Here is a 15,991-nt window from a genome sequence, read left to right on the forward strand (position 1 = left end):
TCGCGTCGTATGCCTTGAACTCGCCGCCGAAACGTTCCGCGCCCACCTTCGTCAGCGCCGCCGTCAGCGTCGTCTTGCCGTGGTCAACGTGACCGATCGTGCCCACGTTCACGTGGGGCTTGGTGCGCTCGAACTTACCCTTGGCCATGATTGCTTACCTCTGAAAATAGATTGTGTTGTGTGCTTGGACGCGTGCTTGACGATCAGGACTTCTTGATCACGGCTTCGGCGATGTTGGTCGGCGCTTCGGCGTAGTGGTCGAATTCCATCGTGAAGGTCGCGCGGCCCTGCGACATCGAACGCAGCGTGGTCGCGTAGCCGAACATTTCGCCCAGCGGGATCATCGCGTTGATGATCTTGCCCGACGGGCTGTCGTCCTGGCCCTGCAGGATGCCGCGGCGACGGCTGACGTCGCCCATCACGTCGCCGAGGTAATCCTCGGGCGTGACGATCTCGACCTTCATCATCGGCTCGAGCAGCGCAGGCGAAGCCTTGTGGAAGCCTTCCTTGAAGCCCATCGAGCCGGCGATCTTGAACGCCATTTCCGACGAGTCGACTTCGTGGTACGAGCCATCGACCAGGCGCACCTTGACGTCGACGATCGGGAAGCCGGCCATGATGCCGTTCGCGACCGCTTCCTGGATGCCCTTGTCGACCGCGGGGATGTATTCCTTCGGAATCACGCCACCGACGATCGCGTTTTCGAACTCGTAACCCTTGCCCTGCTCGTTCGGCGAAATCTCGAGCCACACGTGGCCGAACTGGCCCTTGCCGCCCGACTGGCGAACGAACTTGCCTTCGGACTTGACGGCCTTGCGGATGGTTTCGCGGTAAGCCACCTGCGGCTTGCCGACGTTGGCTTCGACGTTGAACTCGCGCTTCATGCGGTCCACCAGGATTTCCAGGTGGAGCTCGCCCATGCCCGAGATGATCGTCTGGCCGGATTCTTCATCCGTGCGCACGCGGAAGGACGGATCCTCCTGCGCGAGGCGACCGAGCGCGAGGCCCATCTTTTCCTGGTCGGACTTGGTCTTCGGCTCGACCGCCATCGAAATGACGGGCTCCGGGAAGATCATGCGTTCCAGCGTGATGACCTTGTCCTGCGCGCACAGCGTGTCGCCGGTGGTCACGTCCTTCAGGCCGACGGCCGCGGCGATGTCGCCCGCGCGCACTTCCTTGATCTCGTCGCGGTTGTTGGCGTGCATCTGCAGGATGCGGCCCACGCGCTCCTTCTTCGACTTGACCGGGTTGTAGACCTGGTCGCCGGAGTTGAGCGTGCCCGAGTAGACGCGGAAGAACGTGAGCGAACCCACGAACGGGTCGGTCATGATCTTGAAGGCGAGCGCGGAGAACGGCTCGGAATCCAGCGCCTTGCGGCTGTCTTCCTTGTCGTGTTCGTCGATGCCGGCGACCGGCGGACGATCCGACGGCGACGGCAGAAAGCGGATGACCGCGTCGAGCATCGCCTGCACGCCCTTGTTCTTGAACGCGGTGCCGCACAGCGCGGGGATGATCTCGCACTTCAGCGTGCGCTCGCGGATGCCGAAGATGATCTCTTCTTCCGAAAGCTCGCCGTCGTTGAGGTACTTGTCCATCAGCTCTTCGGACGCCTCGGCGGCGGCCTCGACCATGAACGCGCGCGCGGTCGTGCACTCGTCGAGCAGGTTCGCCGGGATCTCGGCGTACTCGAACTTGGTGCCCTTCGATTCCATGTCCCACACGATCGACTTCATCTTGAGCAGGTCGACGACGCCCTCGAAGCCTTCTTCGGCGCCGATCGGCACCTGCATCGGCACCGGGTACGCGCCCAGGCGCGACTTCAGTTGCTCGACGACCTTGGCGAAGTTCGCGCCCGTGCGGTCCATCTTGTTGACGAACGCGAGGCGCGGCACGTTGTACTTGTTGGCCTGGCGCCACACGGTCTCGGACTGCGGCTGCACGCCGCCGACCGCGCACAGCACGAACACCGCGCCGTCGAGCACGCGCAGCGAACGCTCGACTTCGATGGTGAAGTCGACGTGCCCGGGGGTGTCGATGATGTTGAAGCGGTATTCCGGCAGGGACATGTCCATGCCCTTCCAGAACGCCGTCGTCGCCGCCGACGTGATGGTGATGCCGCGCTCCTGCTCCTGCTCCATCCAGTCCATCGTCGCGGCACCTTCGTGCACTTCGCCGATCTTGTGGTTGACGCCCGTGTAGAACAGGATGCGTTCGGTCGTCGTGGTCTTGCCGGCATCGATGTGGGCCATGATGCCGAAGTTGCGGTAACGCTCGATGGGAGTGGTGCGAGCCACGGCTGTCTCTCAATGTTCGTGTCGGACGCAATGTCCGGAAGGCCGAAGCCGCCTTGCGGCGGCTCGGGCGAGTGCGGCGGCAGTGCCGGCCGCTAACGGGCCCGGCTTAGGGGCCCGCGTGTCTTACCAGCGGTAGTGCGCGAACGCCTTGTTCGCATCCGCCATGCGGTGCGTTTCTTCGCGCTTCTTGATCGCGCCGCCACGGTTTTCCGAGGCGTCGAGCAACTCGCCGGCGAGCTTGCGCGGCATGCTGTTTTCGCCGCGCTTGCGCGCCGACTCGATCAGCCAGCGCATCGCGAGCGCCATGCGACGCGAGGAGCGAACTTCGACCGGCACCTGGTAGGTGGCGCCGCCGACGCGACGCGACTTCACTTCGACCGACGGCGACACATTGCCGAGGGCCTTTTCGACGAGCTCGAGCGCATTGGCGTTCTTTTCGCCGATGACGTCCATGGCGCCGTACACGATCTTTTCAGCGACCGACTTCTTGCCGCTCTGCATGACCATGTTGATGAAACGCGCGATCGTCTCGCTGCCGTGTTTCGGATCGGCGAGGACGGTGCGCTGCGGAGTGGAACCTTTACGCGACATGTTCGATGACCCCTAGATCAGGACTTCGGGCGCTTGGCGCCGTACTTGGAACGACCCTGGCGACGCTTGGCGACGCCGGCGGCGTCGAGCGAGCCGCGCACGGTGTGGTAACGCACGCCCGGCAGGTCCTTGACGCGGCCGCCGCGGATGAGCACGACCGAGTGTTCCTGCAGGTTGTGGCCTTCGCCGCCGATGTACGAGATGACCTCGTAGCCGTTGGTGAGGCGCACCTTCGCGACCTTGCGAAGGGCCGAGTTCGGCTTCTTCGGGGTGGTCGTGTAAACGCGCGTGCAAACGCCGCGGCGCTGCGGGCAATTCGCCAGTGCGGGCGACGTGCTCTTGTAGGTTTCCGGGCTGCGCGCCTTACGCACCAGCTGGTTGATCGTTGCCATTTCGGGACTCTGTATTGGGACCGAGGTCCTGCGTGAATAACGATGCAGGCCACGTCGGGCCTGCATAGACGGAAAAGTATAGCCCGCGCCGACGAATACCGTCAACGCGAGCCGACTTTGCGGAGGCAATGGGCGGCCCGCCTCGGGGCCGCCCGGCCTTCGATGATTCCCGCCCTTCCTGGGCCGAAGACGAGGCGCTCCCTGCGCCTCATTTCGTGGTCTGGGACGGCCACGGGGGCCGTCGCTGGTGTTGGCTTAGCTGGTGCTGGTGTCCTCGCCGGCGTCGGTTTCGACCGCTTCGACCACCGGTGCCGGTGCCGGCTCGACCATCGTGCCCGACAGCGCTTCCAGCTCCGACTCGGTCAGGCCCGAGGCGTTGCGGCGGCGCGCGGTGTGGTAGGCCAGGCCCGTGCCCGCCGGGATCAGGCGGCCCACGATCACGTTCTCCTTGAGGCCGCGCAGCCCGTCGCGCGTGCCGCGGACGGCCGCCTCGGTGAGCACGCGGGTGGTTTCCTGGAAGGAAGCCGCGGAGATGAAGGACTCGGTCGCCAGCGACGCCTTGGTGATGCCGAGCAGCACCGGGTCGAACTTCGCGGGGATCTCGTTCTTCGACACGGCAATCGCGTTGGTCTCGACCATGCGCTGGCGCTCGATCTGTTCGCCGTGCAGGTACTTGGTGTCGCCCGCGTCCAGCACTTCGACCTTGCGCAGCATCTGGCGAACGATCACCTCGATGTGCTTGTCGTTGATCTTCACGCCCTGCAGGCGATAGACGTCCTGGATTTCCTTGGTCAGGTAGACCGCCAGCGGCTCCACGCCGAGCAGGCGCAGGATGTCCTGCGGGCTCGGTTCGCCGTCCACGACCGTCTCGCCCTTCTCCACGTGTTCGCCTTCGAACACGATGATCTGGCGGTACTTCGGGATCAGCTCTTCGTGCTCGCTGCCGTCGGCCTGCTTGATGATCAGGCGCTGCTTGCCCTTGGTGTCCTTGCCGAAGCTGACGATGCCCGAGACTTCGGCGAGGATCGCCGGGTCCTTCGGCTTGCGCGCTTCGAACAGGTCGGCCACGCGCGGCAGACCACCGGTGATGTCGCGCGTCTTCGAGGCTTCCTGCGGGATCTTGGCGACGACGTCGCCGACGCCGACGGTGGCGCCGTCCTGCAGGTTCACGATCGAGCGCGGCGGCAGCAGGTACTGCGCCGGCAGGTCGGTGCCCGGGATCGACAGGTCCTTGCCGTTCTTGTCGACGATGCGGACGATCGGGCGCAGGTCCTTCGCCTGCGTACCGCGACGCTTCGGATCGGTGATCTCGCGCGAAGCCAGGCCGGTCAGTTCGTCGGTCTTCTCGATGACGGTGACGCCGTCGATGAAGTCGATCAGGCGCATGACGCCCGCCACTTCCGACACGATCGGGTGGTTATGCGGATCCCAGTTGGCGACGGTCTGGCCGGCCTTCACCGACGCGCCGTCCTTGACCTGGATCGTCGCACCGTAGGGCAGCTTGTAACGCTCGCGCTCGCGGCCGTGGCCGTCGAGCACGGACAGTTCGCCCGAACGCGACACCGCGACCAGATGGCCCGAGGCGTGGTCGACGTGCTTGAGGTTGTTGAACTTCACCGTACCCGTCGTCTTGACGGTCACGTTATCGATCGCCGCCGCACGCGATGCCGCACCACCGATGTGGAACGTACGCATCGTCAGCTGCGTGCCCGGCTCGCCGATCGACTGCGCGGCGACAACGCCGACCGCTTCGCCGTGGTTGACCAGGTGGCCGCGGCCGAGGTCGCGACCGTAGCAGTGCGAGCACACGCCGAACGCGCTGGTGCACGTGATCGTCGAACGCACCTTGATGGACTGCACGCCGGCGTCTTCGATGCTCTGCACCCAGGCTTCGTCGAGCAGGGTGTTGCGCGTGACGAAGGGATCCTCGTCGTTGCCCGGCAGGAACACGTCCTCGGCCACGATGCGGCCCAGCACGCGGTCGCGCAGCGGTTCGACGACGTCGCCGCCTTCCACGATCGGCGTCATGGTGAGGCCTTCGTGCGTGCCGCAATCGGTTTCGGTGATCACCACGTCCTGCGCCACGTCGACCAGGCGACGCGTGAGGTAACCCGAGTTCGCCGTCTTCAGCGCCGTATCCGCCAGGCCCTTACGGGCACCGTGGGTCGAGATGAAGTACTGGAGGACGTTGAGGCCTTCGCGGAAGTTCGCGGTGATCGGCGTCTCGATGATCGAGCCGTCCGGCTTGGCCATCAGGCCGCGCATGCCGGCCAGCTGGCGGATCTGCGCCTGCGAACCACGCGCACCGGAGTCGGCCATGATGTAGATCGAGTTCATGGACTTCTGCGGCACGGTCTCGCCCTTGGCGTTGACCACCGAGTCGGTGCCGATCGCGTCCATCATCGCCTTGGCCACGCGCTCGTTTGTGCGCGACCAGATGTCGACGACCTTGTTGTAGCGCTCGCCCGAGGTGACCAGGCCCGACTGATACTGCTGCTGGATTTCCAGCACTTCGGTTTCGGCCTCGTCGAGGATGCCCTTCTTCTCGGTCGGGATGATCATGTCGTCGATGCCGATCGAAACGCCGGCGCGCGTGGCGTACGCGAAGCCGGTGTACATCAGCTTGTCGGCGAACACGACCGTGTCCTTGAGACCGAGCATGCGGTAGCACGAGTTGATCAGGCGCGAGATGTTCTTCTTCGTCAGCTCGACGTTGGCCAGCGCGTACGGCAGGCCTTCCGGCAGGATTTCCTGCAGGAGCGAGCGGCCGACGGTGGTGTCGACGATCGAGGTCTGCTTCGAACGCGTGCCGTCTTCGGCGATCACCGTCTGGGTGATGCGCACCTTGACCTTGGCGTGCAGCTCGACGACGCGGTTGTCGTACGCGCGCTTGACCTCGGCGACGTTCGCGAACGCCATGCCCTCGCCCTTCTTGTTCTCCAGGGCGCGCGACATGTAGTACAGGCCGAGCACGACGTCCTGCGACGGCACGATGATCGGCTCGCCGTTGGCCGGCGACAGGATGTTGTTCGACGCCATCATCAGGGCGCGCGCTTCCAGCTGCGCTTCGAGCGACAGCGGGACGTGCACGGCCATCTGGTCGCCGTCGAAGTCGGCGTTGAACGCGGTGCAGACCAGCGGATGCAGCTGGATCGCCTTGCCTTCGATCAGCACCGGCTCGAACGCCTGGATGCCCAGGCGGTGCAGCGTCGGCGCGCGGTTGAGCAGGACCGGATGCTCGCGGATGACTTCCTCGAGGATGTCCCACACTTCCGCTTCTTCGCGCTCGACCAGCTTCTTGGCGGCCTTGATCGTCGTGGCCAGGCCACGGCGCTGCAGCTTGGCGAAGATGAAGGGCTTGAAGAGTTCAAGCGCCATCTTCTTCGGCAGGCCGCACTCGTGCAGGCGCAGCGTCGGGCCGACCACGATGACCGAACGGCCCGAGTAGTCGACGCGCTTGCCGAGCAGGTTCTGGCGGAAGCGACCCTGCTTGCCCTTGATCATGTCGGCGAGCGACTTGAGCGGGCGCTTGTTGGTGCCGGTGATGGCGCGGCCGCGACGGCCGTTGTCCATCAGGGCGTCGACCGACTCCTGCAGCATGCGCTTTTCGTTGCGCACGATGATGTCCGGCGCATTGAGCTCGAGCAGGCGCTTGAGGCGGTTGTTGCGGTTGATGACGCGGCGGTACAGGTCGTTGAGGTCCGACGTCGCGAAGCGGCCACCGTCCAGCGGGACCAGCGGGCGCAGGTCCGGCGGAAGCACCGGCAGCACGGTCATGACCATCCACTCCGGGCGGTTGCCGGAGTCGAGGAACGCCTCGATCAGCTTGATGCGCTTGGTGAGGCGCTTGAGCTTGGTCTCGGAGTTGGTCGCGGCGATCTCTTCCTTCAGGCGGAGCATCTCCGACTGCAGGTCGATCGTGCGCAGCAGCTCGTACACGGCCTCGGCGCCCATCGCGGCGTCGAAGTCGTCGCCGTGTTCCTGGCGCGCCGTCATGAACTGCTCTTCGGTCAGCAGGTTGCCGCGCTCGAGCGGGGTCAGGCCCGGCTCGGTGACGACATAGGCTTCGAAGTACAGGATGCGTTCGATGTCGCGCAGCGTCATGTCGAGCATCAGGCCGATGCGCGAGGGAAGCGACTTCAGGAACCAGATGTGCGCGACGGGCGAGGCGAGGTCGATGTGGCCCATGCGCTCACGGCGCACCTTGGCCAGCGTCACTTCCGTGCCGCACTTCTCGCAGACCACGCCGCGGTGCTTCATGCGCTTGTACTTGCCGCACAGGCACTCGTAGTCCTTGATCGGACCGAAGATCGCGGCGCAGAACAGGCCGTCGCGTTCGGGCTTGAACGTACGGTAGTTGATGGTCTCCGGCTTCTTCACTTCGCCGTAGGACCACGAGCGGATGAGGTCCGGCGACGCCAACGCGATCTTGATCGCGTCGAAGTCGAGGGTCGGCCGCTGCTGGTTGAACAGATTGAGCAAGTCTTTCATGGGTGTCTCCTGGTCGGCGGCGGCGGCTTAGTGCTCTTCGAGTTCCATGTTGATGGCGAGGGAGCGGATCTCCTTCACCAACACATTGAAGGACTCCGGCATCCCCGCGACCATCTCGTGTTCGCCGTCGACGATGTTCTTGTACATCTGGTTGCGGCCCTGCACGTCGTCGGACTTCACCGTCAGCATTTCCTGCAGGGTGTAGGCCGCGCCGTAGGCTTCGAGTGCCCAGACTTCCATTTCGCCGAAGCGCTGGCCACCGAACTGCGCCTTGCCGCCCAGCGGCTGCTGGGTGACGAGCGAGTACGGACCGGTCGAACGCGCGTGCATCTTGTCGTCGACCAGGTGGTTCAGCTTCAGCATGTGCATGTAGCCCACGGTGACCGGGCGTTCGAACGCTTCGCCGGTACGACCGTCGTGCAGCATGGTCTGTCCGCTCAGCGGCAGGTCGGCGAGTTCGAGCATCTTCTTGATCTCGCTCTCGGCCGCGCCGTCGAACACCGGCGTGGCCATCGGCACGCCGTCGATCAGATTGTTGGCCAGGCGCAGCAGTTCTTCGTCCGTGAACTGCGTCAGGTCGACGCGCGTTCCGTTCATCGCTTCGTCGTGGTTGTAGATCTGGTCGAGGAACTTGCGCAGGTCGGCGACCGCCGCCTGTGCCTTGAGCATGCGATCGATCTTCTGGCCCAGGCCCTTGGCGGCCCAGCCCAGGTGCGTCTCGAGGATCTGGCCGATGTTCATTCGGCTCGGCACGCCCAGCGGGTTGAGCACGATGTCGACCGACGAACCGTCGGCCATGTACGGCATGTCTTCCACCGGAACGATGGTCGACACGACACCCTTGTTGCCGTGGCGGCCGGCCATCTTGTCGCCCGGCTGGATGCGGCGCTTCACCGCGAGGAAGACCTTCACCATCTTGAGCACGCCGGGGGCGAGGTCGTCGCCCTGCGTGATCTTGCCGCGCTTGTCGGCGAAGCGACGCTCGAATTCCTTCTCGTGCGCATCGATCTGCTTGGAAGCGCGTTCGATGGCGTCGTTGGCGTCGTCGTCCTTCATGCGCAGCTGGAACCACTCGGCCTTCTTCAGGCCGTCCAGGTACTCGTCGGTGATCGTGTCGCCCTTCTTGAGGTTCGCGCCACCGTTGGCGACCTTGCCGAGCAGCTGCGTGCGCAGGCGGGCGTAGATCGCACCTTCGAGGATGCGGAACTGGTCGTCGAAGTCCTTCTTGACGCGACGGACTTCCGATTCCTCGATCTGGCGGGCGCGCTTGTCCTTCTCGATGCCGTCGCGGGTGAAGACCTGCACGTCGATGACGGTGCCGTCCATGCCCGGCGGAACGCGGAGCGAGCTGTCCTTCACGTCGGAAGCCTTCTCGCCGAAGATCGCGCGGAGGAGCTTCTCTTCCGGCGTCAGCTGCGATTCGCCCTTCGGCGTGACCTTGCCCACGAGGATGTCGCCGGCACGCACTTCGGCGCCGATGTACACCACGCCCGATTCGTCGAGGCGGTTGAGCGCCTGTTCCGAAACGTTCGGGATGTCGGCCGAGATTTCTTCCGGACCCAGCTTGGTGTCGCGCGCGACGCAGGTCAGCTCTTCGATGTGGATCGTCGTGTAGCGATCCTCTTCCACCACGCGCTCGGAGAGCAGGATGGAGTCTTCGAAGTTGTAGCCGTTCCACGGCATGAACGCGACCAGCATGTTCTGGCCGAGCGCGAGCTCGCCGATGTCGGTCGAGGGACCGTCGGCCAGCACGTCGCCGCGTTCGACGCGGTCGCCCACGTTCACCAGCGGGGTCTGGTTGATGCAGGTGTTCTGGTTGGAGCGCGTGTACTTGATCAGGGTGTAGATGTCGACGCCGGCATCGGTCTCGCCGACGATCTCCTTCTCGTTGACCTTGACCACGATGCGGCCGGCGTCGATCTGCGCGATCAGGCCACCGCGACGCGCGTTCACCGTCACGCCCGAGTCGCGCGCCACGGCGCGCTCGATGCCCGTGCCCACCAGCGGCTTCTGCGACTTCAGCGTCGGCACGGCCTGGCGCTGCATGTTCGCGCCCATGAGCGCGCGGTTGGCGTCGTCGTGCTCGAGGAACGGCACGAGCGCGGCGGCGACCGACACGGTCTGCATCGGCGAGACGTCCATGAAGTGGATCTCGCTCGGCGGCTTGAGCAGCGATTCACCCTGGTAACGGCACGCGACGAACTGCGCCGTGATGGCGCCCTTGTCGTCCTGCGGCGCGTTGGCCTGCGCGATGACGTACTCGTTCTCTTCGATCGCCGAGAGGAACTCGACGTCGTCGGTGACGCGGCCGTCGACGACCTTGCGGTACGGCGTCTCGAGGAAGCCGTAGCGGTTGGTGCGCGCGAACACGGCGAGCGAGTTGATCAGGCCGATGTTCGGGCCTTCAGGCGTCTCGATGGTGCACACGCGGCCGTAATGCGTCGGGTGCACGTCGCGCACTTCGAAGCCGGCGCGTTCGCGCGTCAGGCCACCCGGGCCCAGCGCGGAAACGCGACGCTTGTGCGTCACTTCCGACAGCGGGTTGTTCTGGTCCATGAACTGCGAGAGCTGCGAGGAACCGAAGAATTCCTTGATCGCGGCGGCCACCGGCTTGGCGTTGATCAGCTCCTGCGGCGTCAGGCCTTCGGACTCGGCCATCGACAGGCGTTCCTTGACGGCGCGCTCCACGCGCACCAGGCCCACGCGGAACACGTTCTCGGCCATTTCGCCGACCGAACGCACGCGACGGTTGCCCAGGTGGTCGATGTCGTCCACCACGCCACGGCCGTTGCGGATTTCCGTCAGCACGCGGATGACGTCGAGGATGTCGGAGGTATCGCCCTGCGCGGCGACCAGGCGCTGCGCTTCCTCGTCCTTGCCGTTCTTGTAGTCGCCGAAGTACTTGCGGTCGTACAGCACCGACGGACCGAGCACTTCCTTGCGGCCGATGCGGCGGTTGAACTTCATGCGGCCCACCGCCGAGACGTCGTAACGCTCGAAGGTGAAGAACAGGTTGTGGAACAGGTTCTCGGCGGCGTCCTTGGTCGGCGGCTCGCCCGGACGCATCATGCGGTAGATCTCGACCAGCGCTTCGAGCTTGGTCTTGGTGCCGTCGATGCGCAGGGTGTTCGACAGGTACGGGCCACGGTCGAGGTCGTTGACCCAGATCGTGCCGACCGAATCGATGCCCGCCTTGCGGAGCTTCTCGAGGTGCTCTTCGTTGATCTCGTCGTTCGCCGAGGCGAGCAGTTCGCCCGTCTTCGGATCGATGACGTCGTGCGCGAGGATGCGGCCCACGAGGTAGGCGTCAGGCACGGCCAGCGCGGCGATGCCCGACTGTTCGAGCTGCTTGACGTGGCGCGCGGTGATGCGCTTGCCGGCTTCGACGATCACGCGATCGCCATCGGCCAGGTCGAAGTCGAGCGTTTCGCCGCGCAGGCGCTCGGGGACGAGCTCCAGCTGCACGCCTTCGGCTTCGATGTGGAAGGTGTTGATCTCGAAGAACGCGCGGAGCATTTCTTCGTTGTTGTAGCCCAGCGCACGCAGCAGCACCGAAACCGGCAGCTTGCGGCGGCGGTCGATGCGGGTGAACAGCGCGTCCTTGGGATCGAACTCGAAGTCGAGCCACGAACCGCGGTAGGGAATGATGCGCGCGGAGTACAGCAGCTTACCCGAGCTGTGCGTCTTGCCGCGGTCGTGGTCGAAGAACACGCCCGGCGAACGGTGCAGCTGCGAGACGATGACGCGCTCGGTGCCGTTGACGATGAAGGTGCCGTTGTCGGTCATGAGCGGGATCTCGCCCATGTAGACCTCCTGCTCCTTCACGTACTTGATGGCCTTGGTCGACGACTCGCGGTCGTAGATCACCAGGCGCACGGTGACGCGCAGCGGCGCGCCGTACGACAGGCCACGGTTGCGGCATTCGCGCTCGTCGAACGCCGGGTCGCCGAGGCGGTAGCCGACGTATTCGAGCGCGGCGTTGCCGCTGTAGGAGCTGATCGGGAACACGGACTTGAGGGCCGCATGCAGGCCCTTGTCGTCGCGCGCGTTCATGTCGGCGTGTTCCTGCAGGAACTCGCGATAGGAATCGACCTGGATCGCCAGGAGGAAGGGCACTTCGAGGATCGAACGGCGCTTGCCGAAATCCTTGCGGATGCGCTTCTTCTCGGTGAAGGAATAAGTGGACGCAGTGGTCATGGTGGGCTACCGCCTCTCGATGTCGGCCGCGCGCGGGCGGCCGGGGGGAACGTCAAATTGCCAGTTGGGAGTCGCTGGTATTGCCGGCACCAGCACGCCTTCTCCCGCTACTTCCAACTGTCAACTCGGTGTATGGGTGGAACGGCCAAAGGCCGGGGACTCTCGTCCCCAGCCTTGGGTGGTCGCCAATGTCACCGGCGACGCAATTGCGATTACTTGACTTCGACGGTCGCGCCAGCGGCCTCGAGTTCCTTCTTGAACTTCTCGGACTCGTCCTTCGACACCGCTTCCTTGACGTTCTGCGGGGCGCCTTCGACGAGGTCCTTCGCTTCCTTCAGGCCCAGGCCGGTGATGGCGCGGACGGCCTTGATGACTTCGACCTTCTTCTCGCCGACGGCCTTCAGGACGACGGTGAATTCGGTCTGCTCTTCGACCGGGGCAGCGGCGGCGGCGGGGCCGGCAGCGGCCATGACCGGAGCGGCAGCGGAGACGCCGAACTTCTCTTCGATGGCCTTGACCAGCTCCATCACTTCCATCAGCGACTTCGCGGCGATCGCGTCAACGATCTGATCGTTGGAAAGGGACATGGTGATTACCTCTGGATATTTAAAGGGTTTGAACTGAAATCAGGCAGTTTCGGCAGCCGGGGCTTCCGCGGACGCATCGCCACCACCCTGCTTGTCGGCCACGGCCTTGACGGCGCGGGCGAACATGCTAGCGGGCTCGGCGAGCACGCGGGCGAGCATGGCAAGCGCCTGCTCACGGGTCGGCAGCGAAGCCAGGACCTCGACGTGCGCGGCAGGCAGCAACTTGCCTTCCACCGACACGATGCGGGCCTTGAGCTTGTCGTTGCCCTTGGCGAACTCCTTGATGAGGCGACCGGCAGCGCCGGGTTCCTCGGTCGAGAACGCATACAGCAGCGGACCGGTCAGGGCGTCCTTGACGACCTCGAACTCGGTACCGACGACGGCGCGCGATGCGAGCGTGTTCTTGACAACTTTCAAGTACACGCCGGATTCGCGGGCCTTCTTGCGCATCGCGGTCATCTGGGAGACCGTGATGCCTGCGTATTCGGCTGCGACCAGGGAGTGCGCCTTCGAGGCCACGTCTGCCAGCTCGGCGACAACTTCCTGCTTCTGGGACAGATTGAGAGCCATTGACACTCCTCCAATTGAACTCCGCGCACGGCTCCTGCCGCTTGCGGTCCTCGAGCGACGCCTTCCGTTGGCGCCGGGGATGCGTGTGCATCCCGGTGGTGGCCCTTCCAGAAAACTTCCAGAGGGGGCGGCACCATCTACGCAGGCCCATCCTTGCGAATGGATTACGCGTTCCCGCCTTCCACGAAGACGACTCCATGCCGTACCGAGCTTCCTGCCCGTCTTCGCATTGCGCGGACCGCACCTGCGGTCTTTGACGGCGTCGCGCCTTGCGGCGCGAAGCCCTCAAAACTTGTTGCACGCGCCCGCCGGAGCAGGCGCGTTGTAGCGATTACTTCAGGGTCAGCGTCGACTGGTCGACGATCACGCCCGGGCCCATGGTCGAGCTCAGCGAGATCTTCTGCAGGTACTGGCCCTTCGCGGTCGACGGCTTGGCCTTGATCAGGTCGAGCAGCAGCGCGGTGAGGTTGCCCTTCAGGGCTTCGGCTTCGAAGGAAGCCTTGCCGATCGTGCAGTGGATGATGCCGGCCTTGTCGGTGCGGTAACGCACCTGGCCTGCCTTCGCGTTCTTGACGGCTTCGGCCGGGTTCGGCGAAACGGTGCCGACCTTCGGGTTCGGCATCAGGCCGCGCGGACCGAGCACCTGGCCGAGCTTGCCGACCACGCGCATCGCATCCGGCGTCGCGATGACGACGTCGTAGTTCAGGTCGCCGTTCTGCATCGCTTCGGCGAGGTCGTCCATGCCGACGGCTTCGGCGCCGGCGGCGCGCGCTTCGTCAGCCTTGGCGCCGGCCGGGGCGAACACCGCCACGCGCACCGACTTGCCGGTACCGGCCGGCAGCACGGTCGAACCGCGCACCTGCTGGTCGGACTTCTTCGCATCCACGCCCAGGCGCACGGCGACGTCGATCGCTTCGACGAACTTCGCCTTCGTGCCGGTCTGGAGGATCTTCAGGGCTTCGTCGATCGCGTAAGCCTTGCCCGGCTCGACGGCCGCCTTGATTGCCTTCTGTCGCTTGTTCATCGCCATGACTTAGCCCTCCACCACCAGACCCATGGAACGGGCGGAGCCCGCAATCGTGCGCACCGCGGCTTCCAGGTCGGCAGCCGTCAGGTCGGGTTCCTTCGCCTTCGCGATTTCCTCGACCTGCTTGCGCGTGACCTTGCCCACCTTCTCGGTGTTCGGGCGCTTGGAACCGGACTGGATGCCCGCGGCCTTCTTCAGCAGGATCGACGCCGGCGGCGTCTTCGTGATGAAGGTGAAGGTGCGGTCCGAGTACGCGGTGATGACCACCGGAATCGGGAGACCCGGTTCCAGCTTCTGCGTGGCGGCGTTGAACGCCTTGCAGAATTCCATGATGTTCAGGCCGCGCTGGCCGAGGGCGGGGCCCACGGGCGGCGACGGGTTGGCTTGGCCGGCCTTGACCTGCAGCTTGATGTAACCGACGACTTTCTTAGCCATTGCTTTGCTCCTGCGAGTGCGAACGCCTTATCGGCTCCTCGCGTTACTGCCGGAGCGAACCACTCGCTCCGGCGAATCTTTGTCAGGCCTTCTCGACCTGCCCGAATTCCAGCTCCACCGGGGTGGAACGGCCGAAGATCAGCACTGCGACGCGCAGGCGGCTCTTCTCGTAATTCACTTCTTCCACCACGCCGTTGAAGTCGTTGAACGGACCGTCGGTGACGCGCACCATTTCGCCGGCTTCGAACAACACCTTCGGCTTGGGCTTCTCCACGCCTTCCTGCACGCGGTCGAGGATGGCGGCAGCCTCCTCGTCGCGGATCGGCAGCGGACGATCGGCGGTGCCGCCGATGAAGCCCATGACCTTCGGCGTTTCCTTCACCAGGTGCCAGCTTTCGCTGTCCATGCGCGGAATGCCGCCTTCGTCGTGCGTGGCGATCTGCACGAGCACGTAGCCCGGGAAGAACTTGCGCTCGGAACGGCGCTTCTGGCCGGAGCGCATTTCCACGACTTCTTCGGTCGGCACGAGCACGTCGCCGAAGCGATCCTGCATTTCCGTGCGCACGATGCGGTCGCGCAAGGCCTGCGCCACCGACTTTTCGAAGCCGGAATAGGCGTGGACCACGTACCAGCGCTTTTCGACGTTCTCTTCCATCAGACCCTCTGAATCAGTTGCCCAACAGGGCCTTGACGCCCAACTGGATGATCCAGTCGAACGTTGCGAGGATCAGGCTGATCAAGGTGACGGCGATGATGATCATCACCGTGGCGCGACCCGCTTCCTGGCGCGTCGGCCACACGACCTTGCGCAGTTCGAAGCGCGACTCGGAGAAGAACTCGCGCGTCTGCGCGCCCTTGACCGAGGTCATGAAGACCACGAAACCCGCGGCCAGCCCACCGATCACCGCGAGCCAGCGGAACTGCGACTCGGGATACCAGTAGAAGGCGAACACGCCGGCAGCCACCAGCAGGACTGCCAGTGCGTACTTGACGACGTCGCCCGCGGAGGCGGCCTTCGGTTGTTCGACCTTGCTGTTCATCCGTTCTCGCCGACGCGTGTCACGTTGCGCCTGAAGTGGCACGCCAGGAGGGACTCGAACCCCCAACCTGCGGTTTTGGAGACCGCTGCTCTGCCAATTGAGCTACTGGCGTACATGTGTTGGAACTGCTTCTCCGAAAAAGGCAACGGCGGCTCGCGCCGCCACGCCCTTTCCGACCATCCGGGCGGCGCGATGTTCCGCGCCTGCCCTTCCGATGCTTACTTGATGATCTTCGCCACGACGCCGGCGCCGACCGTACGGCCGCCTTCGCGGATCGCGAAGCGCAGGCCATCGTCCATCGCGACGGGGTTGATCAGCTCGACCACCATCTTGATGTTGTCGCCCGGCATGACCATTTCCACGCCTT

13 protein-coding genes and 1 tRNA gene are annotated in these 15,991 nt (G+C 64.8%); all 14 read right to left on the reverse strand.

What is annotated here, in order from left to right:
* Positions 1–148: GTP-binding protein (locus AB4059_RS15820; RefSeq protein ID WP_240732659.1), on the reverse strand; the 148-nt coding region annotated here is incomplete at its 3' end.
* A gap of 55 nt (positions 149–203) precedes the next feature.
* Positions 204–2,294 carry an elongation factor G gene (fusA, locus tag AB4059_RS15825; RefSeq protein WP_498980218.1) on the reverse strand — a complete coding sequence of 697 codons (2,091 nt, stop codon included), beginning with the start codon at positions 2,292–2,294 and terminating at the stop codon, positions 204–206.
* A 123-nt stretch (positions 2,295–2,417) separates the two neighbouring features.
* On the reverse strand, positions 2,418–2,885 hold the full coding sequence (rpsG, locus tag AB4059_RS15830) for a 30S ribosomal protein S7 (RefSeq protein WP_036167772.1): 468 nt from the start codon (positions 2,883–2,885) through the stop codon (positions 2,418–2,420).
* Positions 2,886–2,902: 17 nt separating this feature from the next.
* On the reverse strand, positions 2,903–3,277 hold the full coding sequence (rpsL, locus tag AB4059_RS15835) for a 30S ribosomal protein S12 (protein WP_036167774.1): 375 nt from the start codon (positions 3,275–3,277) through the stop codon (positions 2,903–2,905).
* A gap of 255 nt (positions 3,278–3,532) precedes the next feature.
* Complete coding sequence (rpoC, locus tag AB4059_RS15840) at positions 3,533–7,768, reverse strand: DNA-directed RNA polymerase subunit beta' (protein ID WP_498980219.1); 4,236 nt, start codon at positions 7,766–7,768, stop codon at positions 3,533–3,535.
* Between the two features lie 27 nt (positions 7,769–7,795).
* Positions 7,796–11,965, reverse strand: coding sequence for a DNA-directed RNA polymerase subunit beta (gene rpoB, locus AB4059_RS15845; protein WP_498980220.1), 4,170 nt, complete (start codon positions 11,963–11,965; stop codon positions 7,796–7,798).
* 212 nt (positions 11,966–12,177) lie between these two features.
* Positions 12,178–12,552 carry a 50S ribosomal protein L7/L12 gene (rplL, locus tag AB4059_RS15850; protein ID WP_498965328.1) on the reverse strand — a complete coding sequence of 125 codons (375 nt, stop codon included), beginning with the start codon at positions 12,550–12,552 and terminating at the stop codon, positions 12,178–12,180.
* A gap of 39 nt (positions 12,553–12,591) precedes the next feature.
* The gene (rplJ, locus tag AB4059_RS15855; protein WP_498965326.1) at positions 12,592–13,122 is read right to left on the reverse strand and encodes a 50S ribosomal protein L10; all 531 of its coding nucleotides are present in this window, start codon (positions 13,120–13,122) and stop codon (positions 12,592–12,594) included.
* Between the two features lie 331 nt (positions 13,123–13,453).
* Positions 13,454–14,152, reverse strand: coding sequence for a 50S ribosomal protein L1 (gene rplA / locus AB4059_RS15860; RefSeq protein WP_498965324.1), 699 nt, complete (start codon positions 14,150–14,152; stop codon positions 13,454–13,456).
* A gap of 3 nt (positions 14,153–14,155) precedes the next feature.
* A complete protein-coding gene (gene rplK, locus AB4059_RS15865) occupies positions 14,156–14,584 on the reverse strand; it encodes a 50S ribosomal protein L11 (RefSeq protein ID WP_036167791.1) in 429 nt (142 codons plus the stop codon).
* Positions 14,585–14,666: 82 nt separating this feature from the next.
* The gene (nusG, locus tag AB4059_RS15870; protein ID WP_498965322.1) at positions 14,667–15,239 is read right to left on the reverse strand and encodes a transcription termination/antitermination protein NusG; all 573 of its coding nucleotides are present in this window, start codon (positions 15,237–15,239) and stop codon (positions 14,667–14,669) included.
* 13 nt (positions 15,240–15,252) lie between these two features.
* The gene (secE, locus tag AB4059_RS15875) at positions 15,253–15,624 is read right to left on the reverse strand and encodes a preprotein translocase subunit SecE (protein WP_498980221.1); all 372 of its coding nucleotides are present in this window, start codon (positions 15,622–15,624) and stop codon (positions 15,253–15,255) included.
* Positions 15,625–15,660: 36 nt separating this feature from the next.
* A tRNA-Trp gene (locus AB4059_RS15880) sits at positions 15,661–15,736 on the reverse strand.
* 106 nt (positions 15,737–15,842) lie between these two features.
* Positions 15,843–15,991: EF-Tu C-terminal domain-related protein (locus AB4059_RS15885; RefSeq protein ID WP_498979692.1), on the reverse strand; the 149-nt coding region annotated here is incomplete at its 5' end.

This window comes from Lysobacter sp. 2RAF19, from assembly GCF_052115395.1.
Classification (GTDB): Bacteria; Pseudomonadota; Gammaproteobacteria; order Xanthomonadales; family Xanthomonadaceae; genus Noviluteimonas.